Below are 21,846 nucleotides of genomic sequence, written 5' to 3' on the forward strand. Positions count from 1 at the left end.
TCAAGCACCTACCTTGAAATCTGCCCCGGCCACGGACACGACACCAACGGTGCCGAGCAGCTCACGCAGGTGCGGAGCCAGAGCCGGGGGGCATACGAACAGGTCAGGGAGCCAGGGGCTCTCCCGGTTGTACTTGAGCTCGGATCCGTCGAGCCGAGTGCAGACGAGTCCCCGGGACCGCGCCACCGCGACCGGCGCCGCGGAGTCCCACTCGTACTGCCCACCTGAGTGGACATAAGCGTCAACTGTACCGTCGGCGACGGCCATCACCTTGACGCCGGCCGAGCCCATGGGCACCAGCTCGACGTCGTCGCGCTCGGCCAGGTCAGCAACGAAGGCGGGCGGGCGGCTCCGGCTCGCGGCGATCCGCAGCGGGCGCTTCCCGGCCAGGACCGCCGCGCTGTCGTCCGAGGGCAGCACGCCGTCCGCGGTGGCCAGGACCTGCCCGCGCGCGGGCAGCGCCACCGCTCCGACCGTGAGCCCGGCCCCGCGCTCCCAGAGCGCTATGTGGACGGCGAAGTCGTCGCGCCACCGCCCTGCGTCGGGTCCGTCGGCCTCGGATCCGTCGGCGTGCCGCTCGGCGAACTCGCGAGTGCCGTCGAGCGGGTCGATGATCCACACCCGATCCGCACCGGTGCGGGAGGCATCGTCCTTGGCCTCCTCCGAGAGCACCGCGTCGGCGGGCCGGGCCGCGGCCAGCGCGGCGGCGAGCCACGCCTGCGCCGCGGCGTCCCCCGCGTCCTTGAGCTCCTTGGCGACGAAGGAGCCACCGGCTGCGTCGACCTCGGCACGGAGCGCGAGGAGCACCTCCGCCGCTCCCGAGGCGAGTGCAAGGGCCAGGGCATCGTCGTCGAGCGAAGCCTGAGGGAGCGTGGGGGACGGGGCGTTCATCGATCTCCAGGGTGGACGTCTTCTCCGGCGATCCGGCCGTCCTGCGCGGCACCCGACAAGGGCCAAGATGCCGTGGGTGAAAGTCCGGCGGACGCGCCGAGGCTACCATTCCAGCATGCGATCCAGCGCCAGTGGGCCCATAATCACCCCTACCCACGCCAGGAGACGCTAATGCCCACTATCCCGATGAGATTCCTCGGGATTCGGGGATCCCGTGCGCTGACCCGGGAGGGCCGCCGGTGACCGGCTCCCTCGCCCGCGTCCTGTCCGACGCCGAGCTGGACCTCCTTGAGCTGGCCCTCGGCGGCGCGCTCCCGCCGTCGACCCTCGCGGCCGCCCTGCCGGACGTCCCGGCCGAGGTTGTGCTGACCGACGCCGAGAACACCCCGCTGGCCCGCCTCACCGCTGGGCCCGACGACGCTGCCGACGTCCTCGAGCCGCTCAAGCCGCTCGCCGCTGCGATCGGTCCGCACTGGGACGCCGCGCTGCGCCGTCCGGCCCGCGAGGTGCGGGCGGCCCTCGACGCGGCCTCCTTGGAAGACGCCGGGAGCCGCCTCGGCCTGGTCGTCACCGAGGTACCAACCCGCGAGGAGTCCGACGCCGCGGTGGCGCTCGCCTCCACCGGCACCGTGCTGCTGCTCGTGCCGGTCGCGCGCCGCGCGCCGGAGGCGGGCGTCGTCGGCGCCCCCGGGCTGGTGCGGGCGGCGCTGGGCCTGGCGGACACCCTGGCCGGACGCGTCGGGGCGCTGGTGACCACCGTCGTCGTGCCGTGGCCGGGGCTGGGACCTGGCTCAAGGTCCGGGCCGGGCTCCGGCTCCGGCTCCGACTCCGGCCACGACCACGGCCCGGGCGGGACGATGTTCGACGAGGTCGCCGCCGCCTACGGAGCCGCGCGTGTCGAGACGCTCGCCGCGCACCGCTCGCCGGCCACCGCCGAGCGGGTGGCGGCCCTGTCCCGCGTGCGGGACGACGCGGTGCGAGCCCTGTACCCGCCGGCGTCGGCCGCCGAGGTCGCCCGCGCGGCGGGCGGCGCGCACCGGCGGGGCGCCGTCGTGTTCTTCACGGGCCTGTCGGGGTCGGGCAAGTCGACGGTCGCGCGCGCCCTGGCCGCCGAGCTGGACGACGACGGCCTGGGCACCACCCTGCTCGACGGCGACGAGGTGCGCCACCACCTGTCGAAGGGCCTCGGGTTCGACCGCGAGTCCCGCGAGACCAACGTGGAACGCATCGGGTACGTGGCCGCGCTCGTGGCCAAGCACGGCGGGATCGCCGTCGCCGCGCCCATCGCGCCGTTCGCGGCCGGCCGGGCGAAGGTACGAGCCCTGGCCGAAGAGGCCGGCGCGCACTTCGTCCTGGTGCACGTCAGCACGCCGCTGGCGGTGTGCGAGGCCCGCGACCGCAAGGGCTTCTACGCCCGGGCCCGGGCCGGCGAGATCGCCGAGTTCACCGGCATCTCCTCGCCCTACGAGGAGCCGGCCGACGCCGAGCTCGTCATCGACACCACCGACACCCCGGTGCCCGACGCCGTGGAGACGGTGCGCCAATATCTGGCAACGCTGCTGACCGAACCGCGGGGGTAGCCGAGGTAGAAAGTCGGACCGGGCTCCTGACTCGGCGTACTTGGTACGCCGAGTCAGGAGCCCGGTCCGACTTTGCTCTACCTCAGCGGTTACGCGGTGGCCTCGGCCGTCTTGCGCGCTGCCTCTTCGGCCTTCTTCAGTGCTGCCTCTTCCGCCGCGCGCTTGCGCTGCAGCGCCCGACGGCGGGCCGGCCCCATGCCGGGGCGCTGCGCCCGCACGAAGTTCTTGTACGCGTCGGCGACCTCGTGCACAGGACCGTCCATGACGAGCTGGCCCTGGTGCATCCACAGCACGCGCGTGCACATCGCCTCGATGGTCGAGATCGAGTGGCTCACGAGGAACACGGTTCCCGCGTTGGCGCGGACGTCCTCGATGCGCGACTTGCTGCGCTCCTTGAAGGCGGCGTCGCCGGTGGCGAGAGCCTCGTCGATCATCAGGATGTCCGGCGAGGACGCCGAGGAGATCGCGAACCGCAGGCGCGCGCCCATGCCGGACGAGTACGTCCGCATCGGCAGGTAGACGAAGTCGCCGATGCCGGAGAACTCCACGACCTCGTCGAACCGCTCGTCGACCTGCTTGGGCGTGAGCCCGAGCGCGAGGCCGCCGATCATGATGTTGCGCTCACCCGTCAGCGACGGCATGAGCGCGGCGTTCACACCGAGCAGCGACGGCTCGCCCGAGACGTGCACGCTGCCGGACTTCGGGGGCATGAGCCCCGCGATCGCCCGCAGCATCGTGCTCTTGCCGGAGCCGTTGACACCGACGATCCCGACGGACTCCCCGTGCCGCACCGTGAAGGAGACCCCCCGCACGGCGTGCACCTCACTGACGGCTCCGACGTGCCGGCGTCCGGCCCGCAGCAGCCGCTTGTAGAAGGGCACCTTCACCTTGACATCGCGGACGACGGCGCCGTTCTCGGCCGCCTTCTTGGCGCTGCCGCCGATGACGCGGTAGACGACGTGCAGGTCGTCCACCACGAGGCACAGGCCGCCGAGATCGGTCTCGAGCGCCTCCTCCCCGGCGTCCTCGGGCTCGACCTCGAGGTCGAAGTCCATGTGGTCGTCGGCCTCAGTCACGTCCGTACCTCTCCTCGCCCCGCCAGAAGACGATGAAACCGATCACGAAGAACAGCACTGCCCACACGCCGCCGAGCACCCACATCAGGCCGCTGGGCGGGAAGGCCTCCTCCTGCATCAGCACGGAGCGCACCAGGTACAGGTAGACCGCGATGGGCTGGTAGTCCAGCACACCGGTGAAGATCGCCTTGGTCGTCTCGGAGACAGTCAGGTCCTCGATGTAGTGCGACACCGGGAAGATCACGCCGGACGCGTACATCAGCACCCGCATCACGAACCCGATGATGTTGTCGAGGTCGGGGATGCTGGCCACCAGCCGCGCCATGATGAACGCCAGACCCGTGTTGAAGATCCACATCAGCGCGACGGCCGCGGGCAGCAGCAGCCACCACCACGTCACGTGGACCATCTCGTACGTCGGGATGAAGCCGCTGAGCAGCGTGATGGCACACATCACGACGATCGCCGGGATGAGCGTGGTGAGCAGCGACAGCACGGTCGACATCGGCAGCACGGCGCGTGGGAAGTGCAGGGAGCGCAGGAGCTGCGTCTTGCCGCTGATCGACTTGGCGCCGCCACTCACGGAGGCCTCGACGAACCGGAACATGAAGACGCCGATCACGATGTACGCGATCGAGTTGCTCACCCCGCGGCTCAGGTGGAGCACGATGCCGAAGATCAGCACGTACACGGCCGCGTTGAGGATCGGGTTGAGCACTGCCCAGAGCTGGCCCAGGTAGTTGTTCTGGTTCTTGGCGTACGCCGTGGACGTCGCCAGGACCCGGATGAACGCCCAGCGACTCGCCAGGCTGCGGATGTACTCGCCGAGCGGCGGGCGGACGTTCAGGGGGCGTAGCCCGTACTGCTTCGCGAGAGCGAGCCGCTCCGCAGACGTCATGCTGGAGACGAGCGGCGGCGGCGGCTTCTTGGCATCGCCAGCGGCGGGCTTTGCCGGCGCCGCATCGGTAGTAGGTGTGCTCACGGTGCGTGAAATACCTGTCTGGTCGGGGGCACTGCCGGGGACGATCCGGCCGTTCGATCCTAGCGGGTCACAGACCCTAGCAGCGTGATCGGGAATCCTCGTCGGGGCCATGAGACCACACCGGACGGACCTCGCAAGACCCGTCACGTGAGAGACTGCACCGCGTGCAGCACCCCCGTCCCGCTCCTCGAACACCCGACCCGCACGCCGCGTCTGCACGTGTCGCCGGCGCCCTGGTCGAGTCGCCGCTGCAGCTGCTCTGCACGGTCGAAGCGCACGCCGCCGGGTACGGCGGAACCGAGACGCACGTGCACGTCCGCGACGACGTCCCCGCCCTGGGCGACGCCCTGGAGGCCGTCCGCGAGCTCGCCCTGCCCGAGGGGCTGACCTTCGACCTGGCGGGCCGGCGCAGCGCCCTGACTGCGCGCGAGCCCGTGTGGCTCGTAGGCGACGCCTTCTCCGGCCTCTTCCAGGCCACTGCCCCCCTGCGCCGCCCGGAGCGCATAGTCCTGGTCGACGACGGCCTGGCGACCCTCGAGCTGTGCCGCCTCCTGGTGCGCCGCGACCCGCTGGTCCGGATCGGCCGGCCGGCGCGCGCGCCCCGGCGTCGGCTCGGAGCCGTGGCCGCCGGCCGCCTGCGGTCGCTGGCCGCCGACGGCCGCGTGACGATCTTCACCGCACTCCCCCTCGGGCCCGACCTGGCCACCGGCCTGCGGGCGCAGGGCTTCGACGTGCGGCACAACGACTTCGGCTGGCTCACCACGCAGCCGGTCGAAGAGACGATCCCCGAGCCCACGATCGTCGTCGGCTCGGCGATGGCCGCCGACGGGCTGATCGATCCCCACCGGTACATCGACTGGATCAGGTCGCTGGCCAAGGAGTCGGCGCTGCGCTACTTCCCCCACCGCCGGCAGACGCCGGAGCTGCTCGCGGCCCTGGCGGAGACCGACGGCGTGACCGTGGACGCGCCCGGCGCGCCCGTCGAGATCCGGCTGCGCGGCCTGCGGGCCGGCCAGCGGGTGCTGAGCCTGCCGTCGACATCGACGATCCTGTTGACCACTATCATTTCACCGCTCGGTGTCCCCGTCACCGCGCTCGACGTGCCCGCCGACTGGTGGACCGCGCGCGCCTCGGCCGACCAGCGAGCACACCTGACCAGCGTCGTCGAGCTCGCCCGGCAAGCCCGGGCCGCAGCCGAGGACGTTAAGAAAACAGACTCCCCGGAGGCGAACGAATGACCATCCGCGTGCTCGCGGTCGCGGACAGCGACTCCTATCTGAAGTGGGCATGCGCGACGCTGGACAGGCTCGGCCCGGCCGACGAGGCCGGGCTCGACCGCTCGGCAGTGATCGTCAAGACGCCGATCGCGCCGACCACCAGTCAGATCGCCGCCGCAGTCGCGGGGTCTTCAGTGGTCCGTCCCGCCGTGCTGCCCGTCCGGGAGCTCGCCGCGCACATCCGTGAAAAGTCGCCCGACGTCGTGCTGATCGCCGCCACCGGCCCGGTCGCCGAGGTAGTGGCGCGCGCCATCGTCGCCGCCGCGGGGAAGCACCGTCCCGCGCTCATCACCGGCCTGCCGGGCATGGCGCTGCCCGCCACCCCCGAGGGCACGGGCTGGCGCCGCTGGTGCGACGCGTTCGTGGTGCACAGCCGCCTCGAGGTCGACGCCTACCGGGTGGCGTTCGCCGCGCACGGCGTCGCCCCGGAGGTGCCGCTGGCACGCCTGCCGTTCCTCGAGCACATGGCCACGAGCCTCGGCACCGAGCCGGTCAAGCGCGTCGTGTTCGCCGCGCAGGCCAAGGTGCCGGACAACCGGCCCGACCGCGTCACCCTCCTGGACCGCCTCGCGCGGCTCGCCGAGGAGGACTTCGAGGTCATCGTCAAGCTGCGCGCCCGCAAGGGCGAGCGGCAGACGCACAACGAGGCCTTCCCCTACGACGAGCTGTGGGACACGGAGCACGAGCGGCTCGGGCACCGCAGCGACGCGCTGCGGTTCGTCGACGGCCCCATGGCCGAGTGGCTGCAGGCCGGCTCGGCGCTCATGACCGTCAGCTCGACCGCCGCGATGGAGTCGCTGGCCCTGGACCTGTCCACGGTCATCATCGACGACTTCGGCGTGACCCCCGAGCTGCTCAACGCACCGTTCGCCGGCAGCGGCTGCGTGCTGCCGGTCGCTGCCGCCGCCGAGGCGTTCCGCACGGGTGGGCCGAAGCCGGATCCCGCCTGGCTCGAGGACAACTACCTGCACGGCACCGAGTCGGAGCTGCCGGCCACGGTCCGCGACCTGGCCGAGCGCCGCAGGGCCGGCACCCTGACCGACCTGCCAGAGGTCAAGCCGTGGCTCCGCACCCGCTACCTCCGCATGGCGCTGCAGATGTACCTGCCGAAGTTCGTCTACGACACGATCCGCCTCACCACTCGCCCGGCCCGCCTCCTGCTCCTGGACCGAAAGGCCTGAGACCAGTCGAGATCTGGTGTCTGCGGCGAGATCTGGTGGTGCGCCACCAGATCTCGCCGCAGACACCAGATCTCGCGGGATCGCCCGGGAGGGCGCGGGGGCTAGACGCCGTCGTCTACCCGGACTCGGTTTGTCAGGCCGCGGAGGAAGCCCGCGCCCCAGGCCATGTGCATGGTTACCAGGGTCGCCGGCAGGGCGAGCGCCGAGCGCAGGTCGAGCCGCGGCTGCCGCGTCGCGGCATGCACCGACGCGGCGAGCACACCCAGCAGGTACGCGGCCGGCGCCACGAGGCCGACCAGCACCAGGGGCAGCGAGCCCGCGATCGCCCCGGCCACGGCCAGCACGATCGAGGCGCCGAGCACTACGACGGCGGTCGGCGGGGCGAGGTACCGGGGGTTGGCGGTGCCGGGGTTGCGGCGCACCACCTCGCGACGCCACATGCCGGTACGCCAGAACTGCGTGGCGATGGCGCCCAGCGTCCGGCGCGGTTTGTACTCGACGACGAGCGACGGGTCGAACCACAGGAGGCTGCCGCTGTTGCGCAGCCGCAGGCACAGCTCCCAGTCCTGGGCCCGCACGTACACGGGCGAGTAGCCGCCCACACGCTCCAGCGCCTCGCGGCGGAAGGTGCCCAGGTAGACCGTCTCGGCCGGGCCGGCGGTGCCGCCCGTGTGGAACGACGCCGCACCCAGGCCCGCCGGGTGGGTCATCGCGCGCGCCACGGCCTTCTGGACCGGGGTGTCGCCGACGGGCAGCATGCGCCCGCCGACGCCGTCGGCCCCCGCTGCCTGGAGCGCGTCCACCGCACGGCGCACGTACGTGGGCTCGGCCACGGTGTGGCCGTCCACCCGGACGAAGATCGAGTGTCCCTCGGGCATGCGCTCCAGGCCTGCGTTCAGGCCGAGCGGCTTGGAGCCCGTCGGGTTGTCCACCACCGTGACGCGGCCGGTCTCGACCGCGAGCTTGTCCGCGATCTCACGCGTCCGGTCCTTCGACGGGCCTACCGCGAGCACCATGTGCAGCGGGTGCGGGTAGTCCTGGCCCAGGATCGAGCGCACCATCGCCTCGAGGTACGGCTCCTCGTCTCGTACGACGGCGACGACCGTCACCAACGGCATGCTCGCCGCCTCTACCCGCTCGGGCACGAGGCCCCCTCTCGCGATAGCTGGGCCGGTCCGGCCCGGACGTGTCCCGGGGCCTGCCGGACCCGGGTACATCAGAGGCGGGCACCGCGCGTGCGGCGCCCGCCTCCGAAAGTGAACAGCTACGGCTCAGACTCTATCGATCACGCCTGAGCCTGCGCTCCGGGCGAGTGCCTCCTCGGCCCTCACCCTGCGCTGCGTCTTCGGCTCAGGCGTCGACGCGACGCAGGCGCGACATCGGCGAGAACTCGCCGGGCATGACGCGCTTCTGGCCGTCGCCGAGCGCCTTCTCGAGGATGCGGATGTCGCGCACCAGGTTCTCGAGGCCCTTGGGCTCGAGCGAGGAGGCGTGGTCCGAGCCCCACATCGAGCGGTCGAGCGTGATGTGCCGCTCGACGGCGACTGCACCGAGCGCCACTGCGGCGATCGAGATCTGCAGACCGGTCTCGTGGCCCGAGTAGCCGACGGGCACGCCGTAGCGCTCCTGCAGCGTCGTGATGGTGCGCAGGTTCGCCTCCTCGGGGGGAAGCGGGTAGGTCGAGGTGGAGTGCAGGATCACGAGCTTGCTCGTGTCGAGGATCTCCACGGCGGCGTCGATCTGCTCCAGCGTCGACATCCCGGTCGACAGGATGATCGGCTTGCCGGTCGCGGCCAGGGCACGAAGCATCTCGTGGTCCGTGACCGAGGCGGAGGCGACCTTGTGGGTCGGCACGTTCATCTTCTCAAGGAAGTCCACCGACGGGGCGTCCCACGGAGAGGCGAACCACTGCACGCCCTTGTCCTTGGCGTACGCGTCGATCTCCGTGTACTCCGGCTCCTCGAACTCAACCTTGTACTTGTACTCGAGGTACGTCATCTCGCCCCAGGGCGTCTGACGGATCTTGTCGCGCTGGTCCTTCGGAGTACTGATCTCCGGAGTGCGCTTCTGGAACTTCACGGCCTGGCACCCGGCCTCGACCGCGACGTCGATCAGCTTCTTGGCGATCTCGACGTCACCGTTGTGGTTGATGCCGATCTCACCGATCACGTACACGGGCTGGTCGGCGCCCACCTGCAGGTCGCCAATGGTGACCGGCGCGGGCTGCGCGTTCGTCGCGCTCATAACAAGGTCCTTCCGAAAGGGTCGAGCACAGGTTAGTGCTGTTACGTGTCGTCGGGACTAACCGGTGACGACGGGGGTCTGGGCAGTTGCTGGACTTGTGGTGACTTCACCCGGACGCGCAGCGAGTATACGGTCACAGATCTCACGAATCGCACCGTTCCCGCCCTCGCGGGACAGTACGAGCCTGGCCTGAGCCTTGACCTCAGGGCGTGCGTCGGCTACCGCGACCGGCCACCCGACGACCGCCATCGCGGCGAGGTCGTTGATGTCGTTCCCGACGTAGGCGACCCGTGCCGGGTCGAGGTTCTGCTCGGCGATCCAGCCGCGCAGAGCGGTGGCCTTGTCCTCGATACCGTGCATGACCTGCACCTTCAGCTTGTCAGCACGCGAGGCCACCACCTTGTTGGTCTCGGTCGACAGGATGAGGAACGGCAGGCCCGTACGGCGCAGACGGGACACGCCCATGCCGTCGCCACGGCTCACCCGCACCTGCTCGGTGCCGTCCTGGTCGACGTAGGCGTGGTCGTCGGTGTGCACACCGTCGAAGTCTGTGACAAGCGCATCAACGTCGAGCGGCAGCGGCGCGGCGTCGCTCTCCTGGTCGACGAGCTGGCGGGCGAGCCAGAGGTCGCGCGGCTCGTCGATCTCGATGGACCACTCGGGTGCCAGCGGCTGGATGCCGACGTCGCCGAAGAAGCGGCGGCCGCTCTCCCGGAACCCATCGGTGCGCATCACGTAGAACGCACCGGTCTCCCGGAAGTGCGGGGCGCGCTCCTGGCGGCGCGGGCGGTACTCGGTGGTGTGGCCGACGGGCGTGGCGACGCCGTCGTCGACGCGCCACTGGAAGTCGTGGGTCTCGGAGACCGCGACCACCACGTCCTTCTCCCCCACCGTGACGCGGCGGATCGCCGTGTCCAGGTCCTCCGGGTCGATGAACGGCGAGGTGCACTGCACCAGAACGGTCACGGGCGGGATCTCCTGGGCGGGCAGGCCGCCGTCGCCGGCCTCGACGCGGTCGAGCACGTGCAGCATCGCGGACTCCGACGACGCCGTGCTGCCCGCGATCTCCGCGGGGCGAGCCACGACGCGCGCACCGTGCAAGCGGGCCTCGGCAGCGATCTCGTCGTGGTCGGTCGAGACGATGACCTCGGCCACCGAGGGGGCGGCGAGCGCCGCCTGGACTGCACGCCCGACGAGCGTGATCCCGTCCACCCGCGCGAGGTTCTTCAGGGGTACACCCTGCGAGCCTCCCCGGGCCGGGATAATGACAACGGCGGACGGGGTTTCACCGGGTAGGGACATACGTGGCACTCTCGCGGTTGAGTCGGGATGGATACGCCGTCCACAGTAGCGCTACCCACGCACTGCGACGCACACAGCGCCCGCACTCGGGCCCGCCCAAGGTGTGGGATCCTGCCGTTGCGCAGTGGTAGATCGCGTTCCTCAGAATCCTTGCCAGGATTTCCCCACCAAGCGGTGTGCGCGGCCTCGCAGGCCGGCGCGTCCGTGCCGAGAACGGAGACAGCTCGAGTGCCCGAATCCGAAGGTCGCAAGGCGAACGCCCCGCACGCCACCGGCGGCTTGTCTCGAGCAGTCACCCGACCTGAGCGGCGGGAGAACGCGCGGCGCACCACCGAGGTGATGCGTGCGCTGCAGGAGACGACAGGCTCGCGGCCGCAGCTCGACTCGTACATCACGCGCGAGCTCGCGAAGGGTCACCTGCCCTGGCACGAGGTCCGAAAGGTGCGGGCGACGGTGCTGGAGGCCGCCCACGCCGCGGTGGACCGCTGGGACCTGCGGGCGGCGACCCGGCTGACGGATCTCCTGCGGGCCGACTCGCCCGACCCGGAGGTGGGCCGCCTCACCGGTCTCCTCGCGGTGCTCGCCGGCGACGCAGAGGCCGCGGAGCAGGCCTTCTACCAGTCGTCCCGGGGCACGGGCTCCGTGGCGCGGCGCCAGACCAACGCGCGGCGCGCCGTCGAAGAGCTGCAGCAGTTCATGGACCTGAGAGCCGAGGTGCTCCGCCACGAGGGTCCGGCGGAGCTGGCCGAGCTGCGCGACGTCGCGGTGGCGTTGCCCGTCACGAAGCTGTCGGACGCCAGCACCGTCTTCGGACGTTATCTCTTGGCCTGCCTCACCCTGGACGTCACGGGTCCGCTGGCCGATCTTCTGGACGAGTTCGCGGACGCAGGCCGGCTGGAAGCACTGACCGCGCCGCCCGGCGTGCTCGACATGGCCGTCGGCAACGCCGAGTTCGTCGCGGCCGACGCCGACCACGCGGGCGCCCTCGGCCTGCTCCAGGGCACGTTCCGCACCTACGGCCTCGTCTCCGAGCGGTACCTCATGGCGCTCGGGAACTCGATGGCGGCGCTGAGCAGGTACGACAGTGCAGTGCGTGCCTTCAGGATCGCGAGCCCCGGCCCTGGTTCCGTCCGTGCGGCGCAGGTGTCCTGGGTCGTGCACGACGACGAGGCCGCGCACACGTTCGCGCGCCGCGCGCTGCGCCACGACATGCCGCGCTCGACGGTCCGCACGGTCCTGGGCCGGGTGGAGCATCCCGTGACGCCCCGGGAGGCGGACGCTCCCACGGGCGGCTTCGGTCACGTCGCCTTCTACGTGGACCGCGGGGAGAACTTCGGCGACATCGTGCTGCCCGACGCCGTCCGGGACGCGATCACCGAGCCCGCCGGGCCTACCGACTGGGTGCCCTTCCACGCCCACCAGGTGTTCGACGACGAGTTCGTCCGGATCGCGAACGCGCAGCGCGCACTCGTCGTCGGTGGTGGCGGGCTGTTCCTCCCGGACACGTCACCCAACGGGAACAGCGGCTGGCAGTGGAACGTACCGCCCGCCGCGCTCGATGCGGTGACGGTCCCCGTCTACGCGTTCGCCGTGGGCTTCAACCTCTTCACCGGGCAGCGGTTCAAGGGCGACCTGTTCCACCGCAGCCTGGTCGCCTTCGCGCGCAAGGCCGAGTTCCTCGGCCTGCGCAACACCGGCTCGATGGAGCGCGTGCGCGACCTGCTGCCCGCTGATCTCCAGGACAAGGTGCGCTTTGTGCCCTGCCCCACCACCGTGCTCGAGCACATCCGCCCCGGGTTGTCCGCCGGGAGCCCCGGCTCCGGCACGGTGCTGCTCAACGCGGCGTTCGACCGCAGCGAGCGGCGCTTCCGCGGCGGCTACGGGGAGTTCCTCACGCAGATCGTCGAGTTCGTGGAGAAGGCGAGCAAGGGTGGCGCGGACGTGCGGATCGCGGCGCACACGCGCGGCGACGTACGGCTCGCCAAGGATCTCGAGGCCGAGCACGACCTCTCGCTGCCCGTCGACGAGCTGCACACCATGGACCAGCCCGACGCCCTGGACGTCTACCGGCGGGCGTCGCTCGTGATCGGTATGCGCGGCCACGCGACGATGATCCCGTTCGGCGTGGGCACCCCGGTCCTGAGCATCGTGTCCCACCCGAAGATGAGGTTCTTCCTGCAGGACGTAGACCGGCTGGACTGGGGCTTCGAAGTGGGTGATCTTCACCTCGGTGCAGGGCTCGCCGAACGCACTCTCGACGTCCTGAACAGGGAAGACGCCTACCGATCCGACGTCGCCGACCGGCAGCAGGTCCTCCTGCCGCACGTCCGCTCCGCGGCCGCGGAACTTGCGAAGGGCTGACGGCCGCCCGGCCGCTAGACTCGTCCGGTCCCAGTACACCGAAAGGGAGTTATCGATGCCCACCATGCGGAGCGTGCCGCTCGGCCGTGAACCGGGCGACGCGGAGATCGCATCGTTCGCCGACCTGATCGACAGGCCCCTGCTCATCGTCGGCAACGGACCGTCGTCGGCTATGCCTCCCTACCACCGGATCCCTGCGGATGCGGTCGTCTTCCGGATGAACTGGTTCTTCCTGGAGAGCAACTACCACTTCGGCGACCGGGTGGACGCGTACTTCAGCGCCATCCCGAACGAGAAGCTGGAGAAGCTGCTGCAGGAGGAGGTACGCGCGGGACGCTACGACGTACGCCGGATCCTCAGCCCGATGCGCCACGCCGCGAACCGCGACGGCGACAAGTACGGCCTGGAGCCGATGCACGGGGTCGAGGAGCTGGACTCCTGGTCCATCCCGGCCCGGCACCCCCGTCTCGCCCGTGCCTTCATGAGCCGGCCGGGCCTGCCCACCACTGGCCTGCAGGCCCTGGCGTTCGGCCTCGGCGTCGGCTTCCGCGAGGTCTACCTCGCGGGTGTCGACCTGTACGAGTCCAAGGACAGCCGGTACGGCTACACGGTCACGCAGGCCGCGGAGTCCGCGCTCAAGGACAAGGACCTCACGCCGGGCTACGAGTCCGCGCACGGCCTGGACTCGGACCTCGCGTTCCTGCGCTCCTGCATCGCCGAGTTCCCGGACGCGACCATCCGTTCCGTGAGCCAGTCGGACACGCTGCACCTGTTCGTGCCGCAGGCCGACGACCTGACCGAGCGTCCGCACCTGACCCCCGAGGCCGTGCCGACGCTCGCGGTGTCCAAGGACACCCTGGACCTCGAGCTCCCCGAGGTCGGCGAGGACACCTCCGTCATCGTCCCCAAGGTCGACGGCCCGCTGTGGAAGGAGATCAACGGCCGCAAGTGCGCGTACGTCACCGTGGTCTCCGGTTCGTACCACCACGGCGCGCGCGCCCTGGCGAACTCGCTGCGCGAGCACTCGGACGTCCCGCTGATCGCGCTCGTGACGCCCGACGCAGACCGCGCCGCCCTGGCAGCCAGCGACATCCGGACCATCCAGATCCCCGGCATCCGGAACCCGATGAACTCGGGCGGCAACAAGATCCAGGCGCGCTTCGCGATGACATACACGAAGCTGCACGTGTTCCGGCTCGACTTCTTCGACCGCCTCGTCTACCTCGACAGCGACACCGTCGTGAAGGGGAGCCTGGACGACCTGTTCGAGGGCGACGACTTCGCCGCGGTGCCCGATGCGGGCCTCGACCTGCCCGACGGCAACGTGTTCAACTCCGGCGTCTTCGCGGTGAACCCGTCGCACGGGATGTTCGAGAAGATGATGTCGCAGCTCGGCCACACGACGTCGTACGACGGCGGTGACCAGGGCTTCCTCAACCAGTTCTTCTCCGACTGGCGCAAGCTGCCCCTGGAGTACAACACCACCAAGCGCATCTACTCCCACCACCCGCAGGTGTTCAACGACGAGGACGTCAAGGTCCTCCACTACGTGGGTCGCAAGCCGTGGGAGCCGACGTCGAAGGGCGAGCGGTACGACCAGCTGGACTTCGCCTGGCTCGACTACCTCTCGGACTGGGAGAAGAACGAGCTGGTGCGCGAGCTGCGCCACACCGCGGCGGGCGGCAAGCCGCCGGAGGCGGGCAGCAACAGCCCGTTCCGGCAGGCCCAGCAGGCCAACCGGACAAACAAGGCGAGCGAGGCCGTCCGCGTCCTCGAGGCAGTGGTCTCCGAGCGCGAGCTGACGTCGGGCGAGCTGCGCGAGCTCGCCAAGGCGTACCGCCGCCTGGGCCGGCACGACGACTGCGCGCGGGTCCTCAAGCAGGCCTACGCCATCGACCCGCGCCGCAGCGTGATGCGGGACATGATGCTGGCGCAGGCGCGCTCCATCAAGAAGAAGCTCACCTGAGAGACGACGCTGGGGCGGTGCGAACCAAGTGGTTCGCACCGCCCCAGCGTCGTTTCCGGCTGCTTCTACCCGGGCAAGGCCCGCCCGGGCTGGCCCGTCAGTTGCCGGCGAGCTTCTTGCGCAGCGGCCGCAGCCGCCGGCGCAGGCCCGCGGTCACCGACCTGCGCGGTTCGCCGACGGCGACACCGGCGGCCTCGAGGTCCTTGCGTGCCTTGGTCAGCTCGCGCTTGAGCCGGCCGTTGTCCTGCTCCAGCTTGTCGAACCGCATGGAGGAGTCGTACGCGCGCGCCGCGGTGCGGCGCTCCGGCGGCGTCAGCGCGCGGAACGACGGCGTGATCGTCTCGCCCGTGAGGCTCTTGTAGATGCCGGTGAGGTTGTCCAGCGACGTGTCGAAGAAACCCTGGCGGACGTCGGCGAGCTCCTTGCGCAGCTCAGGCTGGCGCTCGTGGGCCTCGTTGATGGTCTTGTACAGGGTGTCCTGGAAGTCGTCCTGGCGGGGGTCGATCGCCCACTCCGCGTGGCCGATGTCGGTCGCGAAGTAGCGGATCTTGTGGTGCACGTACAGGGACAGCGGGATCGTGCCCATGCCGAACGGCACCATCTGCGCGTGACCGCGCGTGCCAAGGATGATCGGCAGGCCGGCGAAGTACTCGATGCCCTGGTACAGGACGTCGCGGTTGCCCCACAGGACATGCTCGCTGCTGACGACGCCGCGCTCCGTGAGCCGGTCGTGGAAGCCCATGTCGGCACGCGCGTGCGGCACGCTCTCGATCCGCCAGCCCTCGCCGGAGAGCTTCTCCAGGACGTCGACCTGGTCCGCGTAGATCTTGTCGGCGTCGAACCCGGCGCGGGCCTGGCGCTTGCCCACGATCGACTCGGCCGAGATGCGGCGCTCGTGCGGGATCTCGTCCTGGAACAGGTCCGGGTACAGGAAGGACGACAGCGTCGTCGGGCAGGGCTGGTAAGTGACCCGGTCCCGGTTGGCCTCGGCGATGTAGGGCTTGATGGTCTCGACGGAACCGTGGTTGCGCAGGCCGAAGAACACCGACTTCTCGAGCGTCAGGTTGACGTGCTCGCGGAACGGGTCCGCGAAGTCGGCCTGGTCGATGAACCGGTTGTTGCCGACGGCGAAGATGATCAGCGGCTTCTCGATGCGGCGCAGCTGGTCGAGCGAGATGTTCCACTGCCAGCCGGAGCGCTGGTTCGGGTTCGTGTCGCTGAGGAAGAGGCCACCGCCGCCGATGACTACGGCATCGACGTTCTCGTTGATGAAGTCGACAAGGCGCGGCGTCACGGGGTCACGCAGCTGCCTGCTCTGGACGATCTCGAAAGCGTCCCCGCCCGCGAAGCCCTCGAAGAGCTCGCGTACGGTCTCGAACAGCAGGGTGTCCCCGTAGTTGCCGTAGGTCTTGATGTCGAAGTGGAACAGCCGAAGTCGCTTCATCGTGTCACGCGCCGGTTCTTGGAATGCACGGGCACCATCCTTGATCACTGTGGTCAGATCTGCCAAGCCCGCCGTCGGGACGGCGGAACGTCGTGGGCGGGTCGGGTCACTTCCCGCCGGGGAGATAGGGCGATTCGCCCCTGTTTACTGCTAGGTCCGCCGCGCCCTCGGTGAGGCCGCTCGTCACCAGCTCGTGCAGCGCCTTGTTCGACGGCGCGAGCGCGGTCAGCATCTCCTCCCGCTGCTCGGTGGTCAGAAGCAGCGGCGACCGATGGGTCACGTTAGAGAAGTTGGCGTCGAGGAACAACCGCAGCTTGCGGCGGTCCTCCACCTCGAGCTCGGCGTTGCCGACGAGCGCGAGCTTCAGCGCCGAATCAGAGTACCCGCGGTTGACCGCCTCGGTGTCGAAGGAGAACTTCGGCGCGACGTCGAGACCGGTCTGCTGGAAGAACTCCCGCACGAACGGCCGCGTGTGCAGCTCCTTGATCCCCTCGAAGTAGTTGACGCGTACCTCCGAGCCCGCCGGGATCGACGCCTTGATCTTCTCGACCAGGTGGTCCCACCGCAGGTTCTCGGGGATCACGGGCTCCATGAACTCCGGGAAGGACTTTGTGGAGCCCACCCGGACCGTCTGCAGGTAAGAGCTCTCGACGAACCGGTCCTGGCGGCGCACGTACAGCAGCACCGTGGTGCGCTCCGGCTGCAGCACGTCGTGGGCGATCCGCAGCACGCTGTCCGCGGGCCCGTACAGCGGGCCGGTCCGGAACGAGTGCACCGAGGCCAGGATGTCCTCGTGTGAGATGACCAGGCTCTCGTGCGTCGCCGCGTCCCGGACCATCTCGAAGGCCCTCGTCACGTTGCCGAGCCGCGCGCCCCGACGACGCCACCGGGTGTGGTAGCCCTCGGTGAGATCGTCGAAATCGTTCCGGATCAGCACGTCGTAGCCGCGCCGGGCGATCGCCTCTCGATTCGCACGCAGCGCCTTCTGGACCAGCGTCGTGCCGGTCTTGTGGGCGCCCACGTGCAGGACGAGGTGCTTCACGGGAATCAGCCTTTCGGGACGGATGACGCCCCGAGGATACATGCGGCCCCCGGGTGCCTTCTGTGCCGTCGTGATGCACAGTAGGCAGGAGGAAAAGGGAGCACAATGAACATCCCATCGCACCACTGGGGCCGCCTGCTCCTGGCGCTCGTCCTGGCGGCCACGTCGCTCGTCGCAGCCCCAGGAACCGCAAGCGCGGCGGTGCCCGACAGGTTCGTGATCGTGGGTTCCGGCTATGGGCACGGCATCGGGATGCCGCAGTACGGCGCCTACGAGATGTCCCGGCGGGGCAGCTCCGCCACCGGGATACTGGCCCACTACTACCGGAACACCGTGGCTGCGCCGGTGACCACCAAGGCGCTGATCGACGTCCAGGTCTACGGGCCGGAGCCTTATTCGTTCTCGGGCTACGCCGACACCAAGGCCACGAAGGTCAAGGTGAGCGGCGGCGGGTGGCGGCTGCGCGTGGGTGAGCGGACCGTCGCCTCCGGCCCGGCGGGCACGCTGGGCGTCTCGACGTCGAAGGGCGACGTCGCGGTGCGCACCCCGGACGGCGTGACCCATAAACACGACCAGCTGGTGCTGCAGTGGGCAGGCACTCCCTATTTCAAGCCCGGCGCGAGCCCGGCGACGGTGACCATCGCCGGCGCGCACGGCTCCTACCGGTACGGGCGGCTACTGCTGAGCGCGTCGAAGGGCGTGGCGAACATCGTCAACCGGCTGCGGCTCAACACCCAGTACCTGTACGGGCTCGCCGAGATGCCCGCCTCCTGGGGCAAGACCGGTGGCCAGCAGGCGCTGCGCGCCCAGGCCGTCGTCGCCCGGTCGTATGCGGTGGTGAAGATGAGGAGCTGGAACCGCACGTGCCGGTGCCACGTCGTGGACGACGTGCGGAACCAGCAGTTCTCCGGGTGGAAGAAGGCGTCCGGCTTCGCGAGCGAGAACTGGCGCAAGGCGGTCAACTCGACCAGCACCTCGCTCACCAGAGGGAGCGTCCTGATGCATGGCGGCAGGACGGTCACCACCCACTACTACTCCTCCAGCGGCGGCCGCACAGCGAACTCGGAGGACGTGTGGTCGTCGGTGGTCCGGTACGAGCGGTCGGTCACCGACCCGTACTCGAAGGCTGCGCCCGGCAACAAGTATGCGAGCTGGGAGCGCGGGATCACGCAGGCCCAGGCGCGGAAGCTGTTCGGGCTGGGCAGCGTCGCGTCGATCCGCGTCACGGACCGGTACTCGAGCGGTCAGGCCAAGACGCTGGTGGCGAAGTCACCGAACGGGGCCACCAAGAGCATCTCGGGCAAGGCCGACAAGGTCCGGTCAGTGGTCGGCGCACGCACCGTCCGGGGCAGCGTGCCGTCCTCCTGGTTCACGGCCATCCGCGCGGGCTGACGTGTGCGCACCGCTAGCTGAGCGGGCGGGCGTCCGACTCCAGCAGGACCGGGATACCGTCGCGCACCGGGTAGGCGAGCGGCCGCTCGGCGTCGGTCGAGTGCAGCTCCGGCTCACCGCCGGGCCCGACGCCGTCCACCAGGGTCGCCCCGGTGACGGGGCAGCGCAGGATCTCGCGCACCCACGGCTCCAGCGGTTCGCTCTTGGTCGTGCTCACGGGCTTGGCGGTGCTCACAGGACCTCTTCTCCCTCGGTCGGGCCGTCGGCCGACTCACGCACGAGCGACAGGACGTCGTCGCGCACCTTCTCCATGATGTCCTCGTCGACGGCCTCGACGTTGAGCCGCAGCAGGGGCTCGGTGTTGGACGCGCGCAGGTTGAACCACCACTGCGGGTGGGAGTCCCAGTGCGACACGGTGACTCCGTCGAGCGTGTCGACGACGATCCCCGGGTAGGCCGCCCGGTAGGCGTCGAGCACCCGCTCGGTGGCGGCAGCGGCGTCGGGCACTGTCGAGTTGATCTCCCCCGAGCCGTAATAGGGCTCGAACATCTCGGCCAGCTCGGACATCGTGTGGTCCTGCGTGCTCAGCGCGGCCAGGACGTGCAGGGCCGCCAGCATGCCGGTGTCCGCGAACCAGAAGTCGCGGAAGTAGTAGTGGGCGCTGTGCTCCCCGCCGAACACCGCGCCGTGCTCGGCCATCTGCGCCTTGATGAAGGAGTGGCCCACGCGGGTGCGCACCGTCGTCGCGCCGGCCGAGGACAGCAGGTCCGGGACCGCGCGCGAGGTGATGAGGTTGTGGATCACCGTGGGGGTGCGGCCCGCGGCCAGCTCCTTGGTGACCTCGGCCAGCCCCACCAGGGCGGTGATCGCCGACGGCGAGACGGCGCCGCCGCGCTCGTCCACGACGAAGCACCGGTCGGCGTCGCCGTCGAACGCGAGGCCCAGGTCCGCCTCGTTCGCCACGACGGCAGCCTGCAGGTCGATCAGGTTGCTCGGCTCCAGCGGGTTGGCCTCGTGGTTGGGGAAGGTGCCGTCCAGCTCGAAGAACAGCGGCACGATCTGCAGCGGCAGCCCGGGCAGGCCCGCGGCGTCGCCGAGGACGGCGGGCACGGTGAGGCCCCCCATTCCGTTGCCCGCGTCGACGACCACCTTGAGCGGCCGTGCCGCGGACAGGTCCACCAGCGAGCGCAGGAATCCGGCGTAGTCCGCGAGCAGGTCCTTTTCGCTGATCTGCCCGACGTCGGACACCGGCTCCGGGACCTCGCCGTCGAGATAACCCTGGGCCAGCTCCCGGACCTCAGCCAGGCCGGTCTCCTGCCCCACGGGGCGGGCGCCCGACCGGCACAGCTTGATCCCGTTGTAGCGGGCCGGGTTGTGGCTCGCGGTGAACATCGCGCCCGGGAGGTCCAGCTGCCCCGATGCGAAGTACAGGCCGTCGGTCGAGCACAGCCCGATCAGCGTCACGTCCACGCCGGCCGAGGTCAGGCCCTGCGCGAACGCGTCCACCAGCTCTGGGCCGGAGTCCCGCATGTCGCGGCCGATCACGGTTCCGGGTCGCCCGGAGTCGCCCGGGGCGGCGTCGGGGATCACCACCACCCTGGCGAACGCCGCTCCCAGAGCCCGCGCCACCTCCGGCGACAGCTCGTCGGGGACGACGCCACGCACGTCGTATGCCTTGATCACTCGGCTGAGGTCCACAGTCACACGGTCAGCGTACGCGGCGCCGCGACGTCGGCCGAGCAGTGCAGGAGCCCGCCCGCGCACCCCGTCCGCGCACACCTTCTCCAGAACCGGGTCGTATCTGGGGGCTATCCTTGCGCGGTGCTAGCCGTCGCCCAATTCCACGCCCCGCTCCCGCTGACCAACAAGATCCAGCGGTACGACTGGGGTTCCGTCGACGCGATCCCGAACCTGCTCAGTGCCGAGCCCGACGGGGAGCCGCAGGCGGAGATGTGGCTCGGCGCGCACGCCAGCGCGCCGTCGGTCAGCCGGATCCTGCGCGACGGCGCGGGCACCGGCGACGACGCAGCTGACGAGGTCGCCCTCGACCGCCTGGTCCGCGAGGCGCCCGTGCAGACGCTCGGCCACCGGGTCGCGGAGCAGTTCGGCCCGCGCCTCCCTTACCTGCTCAAGGTGCTGGCCGCGCGCAAGGCGCTGTCCCTGCAGGTGCACCCCTCGCCACGGCAGGCCCGGGAGGGCTTCGCCCGCGAGAACAAGGCCGGGATGGGGCTCAACTCGCCGAAGCGGTCGTTCAAGGACGACCAGCACAAGCCCGAGATGATCGTCGCGCTGTCGCAGTTCGAGGGGCTGGCGGGCTTCCGCACGCCGCGCATCATCCTGGACGTGCTGGACGGCCTGTCGGGCAAGATGGTCGACGCCGTCCGCACCGCGCTGCTGCACGACCGCAGCCACGACGGCATGCGCGAGGCGTTCAACCACCTGCTGTCCGCGCGCGCCGACGAGGCCTGCGCCGCCGACATCCAGGACACCCTCGACTCGGTGCGGGCCCGCCTGGCGGCCGGCTCCCCGTTCGAGCGCGCCGACCGCACGGTGATCGATCTCGCCGAGCAGCACCCCGGCGACCCGGGCGCCATCGCGTCCCTCATGCTCAACCGGTTCTCGCTCGAGCCGGGCGAGGCGGCGTTCACGCCCGCGGGCGTGGTGCACGCCTACCTGTCCGGGCTGGGCATCGAGATCATGGCCAGCTCCGACAACGTGCTGCGCGCCGGGCTGACCACCAAGCTCGTCGACGAGGAGAACCTCGTCCACTGCACGTCGTTCGCCCCGCAGCAGCCGTCCGCCCCCGAGATCACGACGTCGGGCAGCCGCGGCCAGGTGCACACCTACCGCGTGCCGGTTACGGAGTTCGCGCTCACGACGGCCGACGTCGACCCGACCGAGCCGGTCGCGCTGCCCGCAACGGGCCCGCGCATCCTGCTGTGCCTGGACGGCGAGCTGGAGCTGGCCGCCGACCGCTCCGAGGCAGGGCCGCAGCGCCTGGCCCAGGGCGACTCGGTCTTCGTCCCGCACGACGCGGGCAACCTGGAGCTCTCGGGCGCGGGCCACGCGGTCTGCGCCTGGGTCCCGTAGGTCGCGTTGGTTGTGGGC

17 protein-coding genes are annotated in these 21,846 nt (G+C 70.5%); 7 read left to right on the top strand and 10 right to left on the bottom strand.

Features of this window, described 5'->3' with window-relative positions:
- Positions 1-891 (bottom strand): 3'(2'),5'-bisphosphate nucleotidase CysQ, encoded by an 891-nt coding sequence (locus AB1046_RS12400; protein ID WP_369369616.1) that lies wholly within the window; start codon positions 889-891, stop codon positions 1-3.
- Between the two features lie 239 nt (positions 892-1,130).
- Here AB1046_RS12400 and cysC point away from each other — a divergent pair, with 239 nt between their 5' ends.
- A complete protein-coding gene (gene cysC, locus AB1046_RS12405; RefSeq protein WP_369369617.1) occupies positions 1,131-2,471 on the top strand; it encodes an adenylyl-sulfate kinase in 1,341 nt (446 codons plus the stop codon).
- 89 nt (positions 2,472-2,560) lie between these two features.
- On the opposite strand, the gene AB1046_RS12410 is transcribed toward cysC, so the two are convergent.
- Positions 2,561-3,547 carry an ABC transporter ATP-binding protein gene (locus AB1046_RS12410; RefSeq protein WP_369369618.1) on the bottom strand — a complete coding sequence of 329 codons (987 nt, stop codon included), beginning with the start codon at positions 3,545-3,547 and terminating at the stop codon, positions 2,561-2,563.
- Entirely contained in the window at positions 3,540-4,529 is a 990-nt protein-coding gene (locus tag AB1046_RS12415) for an ABC transporter permease (protein WP_369369619.1), read from the bottom strand. Before AB1046_RS12415 ends, AB1046_RS12410 begins: the two co-directional genes overlap by 8 nt.
- A 164-nt stretch (positions 4,530-4,693) precedes the next feature.
- Between AB1046_RS12415 and AB1046_RS12420 the strand changes: the two genes are divergently transcribed.
- Both AB1046_RS12420 and AB1046_RS12425 read left to right on the top strand, forming a co-directional pair.
- A complete protein-coding gene (locus AB1046_RS12420; RefSeq protein ID WP_369369620.1) occupies positions 4,694-5,767 on the top strand; it encodes a hypothetical protein in 1,074 nt (357 codons plus the stop codon).
- Positions 5,764-6,987: a DUF6716 putative glycosyltransferase gene (locus AB1046_RS12425; protein ID WP_369369621.1), complete on the top strand. Its 1,224-nt coding sequence runs from the start codon at positions 5,764-5,766 to the stop codon at positions 6,985-6,987. Before AB1046_RS12420 ends, AB1046_RS12425 begins: the two co-directional genes overlap by 4 nt.
- A gap of 101 nt (positions 6,988-7,088) precedes the next feature.
- Here AB1046_RS12425 and AB1046_RS12430 read toward each other — a convergent pair whose 3' ends face one another.
- From AB1046_RS12430 to AB1046_RS12440, 3 genes are all read right to left on the bottom strand, one after another.
- On the bottom strand, positions 7,089-8,132 hold the full coding sequence (locus AB1046_RS12430) for a glycosyltransferase family 2 protein (RefSeq protein WP_369369622.1): 1,044 nt from the start codon (positions 8,130-8,132) through the stop codon (positions 7,089-7,091).
- A 205-nt stretch (positions 8,133-8,337) separates the two neighbouring features.
- Positions 8,338-9,231, bottom strand: a complete 894-nt coding sequence (locus AB1046_RS12435; RefSeq protein WP_357449041.1) for an N-acetylneuraminate synthase family protein — start codon at positions 9,229-9,231, stop codon at positions 8,338-8,340.
- A gap of 57 nt (positions 9,232-9,288) precedes the next feature.
- Complete coding sequence (locus AB1046_RS12440) at positions 9,289-10,533, bottom strand: NTP transferase domain-containing protein (protein WP_369369623.1); 1,245 nt, start codon at positions 10,531-10,533, stop codon at positions 9,289-9,291.
- Positions 10,534-10,761: 228 nt separating this feature from the next.
- On the opposite strand from AB1046_RS12440, the gene AB1046_RS12445 reads away from it, so the two are divergent.
- Positions 10,762-12,894, top strand: a complete 2,133-nt coding sequence (locus tag AB1046_RS12445) for a polysaccharide pyruvyl transferase family protein (protein ID WP_369369624.1) — start codon at positions 10,762-10,764, stop codon at positions 12,892-12,894.
- Positions 12,895-12,949: 55 nt separating this feature from the next.
- A complete protein-coding gene (locus tag AB1046_RS12450) occupies positions 12,950-14,860 on the top strand; it encodes a glycosyltransferase (protein WP_369369625.1) in 1,911 nt (636 codons plus the stop codon).
- 97 nt (positions 14,861-14,957) lie between these two features.
- On the opposite strand, the gene AB1046_RS12455 is transcribed toward AB1046_RS12450, so the two are convergent.
- Both AB1046_RS12455 and AB1046_RS12460 read right to left on the bottom strand, forming a co-directional pair.
- Positions 14,958-16,304, bottom strand: coding sequence for a polysaccharide pyruvyl transferase family protein (locus AB1046_RS12455; RefSeq protein ID WP_369369626.1), 1,347 nt, complete (start codon positions 16,302-16,304; stop codon positions 14,958-14,960).
- Between the two features lie 106 nt (positions 16,305-16,410).
- The gene (locus AB1046_RS12460; RefSeq protein ID WP_369369627.1) at positions 16,411-17,346 is read right to left on the bottom strand and encodes a hypothetical protein; all 936 of its coding nucleotides are present in this window, start codon (positions 17,344-17,346) and stop codon (positions 16,411-16,413) included.
- Positions 17,347-17,451: 105 nt separating this feature from the next.
- Between AB1046_RS12460 and AB1046_RS12465 the strand changes: the two genes are divergently transcribed.
- A complete protein-coding gene (locus AB1046_RS12465) occupies positions 17,452-18,738 on the top strand; it encodes a SpoIID/LytB domain-containing protein (RefSeq protein ID WP_369369628.1) in 1,287 nt (428 codons plus the stop codon).
- Between the two features lie 13 nt (positions 18,739-18,751).
- Here the strand turns inward: AB1046_RS12465 and AB1046_RS12470 are convergent, their stop codons facing one another.
- Entirely contained in the window at positions 18,752-18,973 is a 222-nt protein-coding gene (locus tag AB1046_RS12470; RefSeq protein WP_369369629.1) for a Trm112 family protein, read from the bottom strand.
- A complete protein-coding gene (locus AB1046_RS12475; protein ID WP_369369630.1) occupies positions 18,970-20,442 on the bottom strand; it encodes a phosphomannomutase/phosphoglucomutase in 1,473 nt (490 codons plus the stop codon). The genes AB1046_RS12470 and AB1046_RS12475 overlap by 4 nt, the downstream gene beginning before the upstream one ends.
- Before the next feature lie 117 nt (positions 20,443-20,559).
- On the opposite strand from AB1046_RS12475, the gene manA reads away from it, so the two are divergent.
- Positions 20,560-21,828, top strand: coding sequence for a mannose-6-phosphate isomerase, class I (gene manA / locus AB1046_RS12480; protein WP_369369631.1), 1,269 nt, complete (start codon positions 20,560-20,562; stop codon positions 21,826-21,828).
- The last annotated feature ends 18 nt before the right edge of the window (positions 21,829-21,846 follow it).

Origin of the sequence: Promicromonospora sp. Populi (genome assembly GCF_041081105.1) — a bacterium.
Taxonomy (GTDB): Bacteria; Actinomycetota; Actinomycetes; order Actinomycetales; family Cellulomonadaceae; genus Promicromonospora.

Bases quoted from the DNA above. Each gene is read 5' to 3' on its own strand.
- AB1046_RS12455 (WP_369369626.1), bottom strand. From the start codon at position 16,304: ATGAAGCGACTTCGGCTGTTCCACTTCGACATCAAGACCTACGGCAAC.
- AB1046_RS12435 (WP_357449041.1), bottom strand. From the start codon at position 9,231: ATGAGCGCGACGAACGCGCAGCCCGCGCCGGTCACCATTGGCGACCTG.
- AB1046_RS12450 (WP_369369625.1), top strand. From the start codon at position 12,950: ATGCCCACCATGCGGAGCGTGCCGCTCGGCCGTGAACCGGGCGACGCG.
- AB1046_RS12465 (WP_369369628.1), top strand. From the start codon at position 17,452: ATGAACATCCCATCGCACCACTGGGGCCGCCTGCTCCTGGCGCTCGTC.
- AB1046_RS12440 (WP_369369623.1), bottom strand. From the start codon at position 10,533: ATGTCCCTACCCGGTGAAACCCCGTCCGCCGTTGTCATTATCCCGGCC.
- AB1046_RS12425 (WP_369369621.1), top strand. From the start codon at position 5,764: ATGACCATCCGCGTGCTCGCGGTCGCGGACAGCGACTCCTATCTGAAG.
- AB1046_RS12400 (WP_369369616.1), bottom strand. From the start codon at position 891: ATGAACGCCCCGTCCCCCACGCTCCCTCAGGCTTCGCTCGACGACGAT.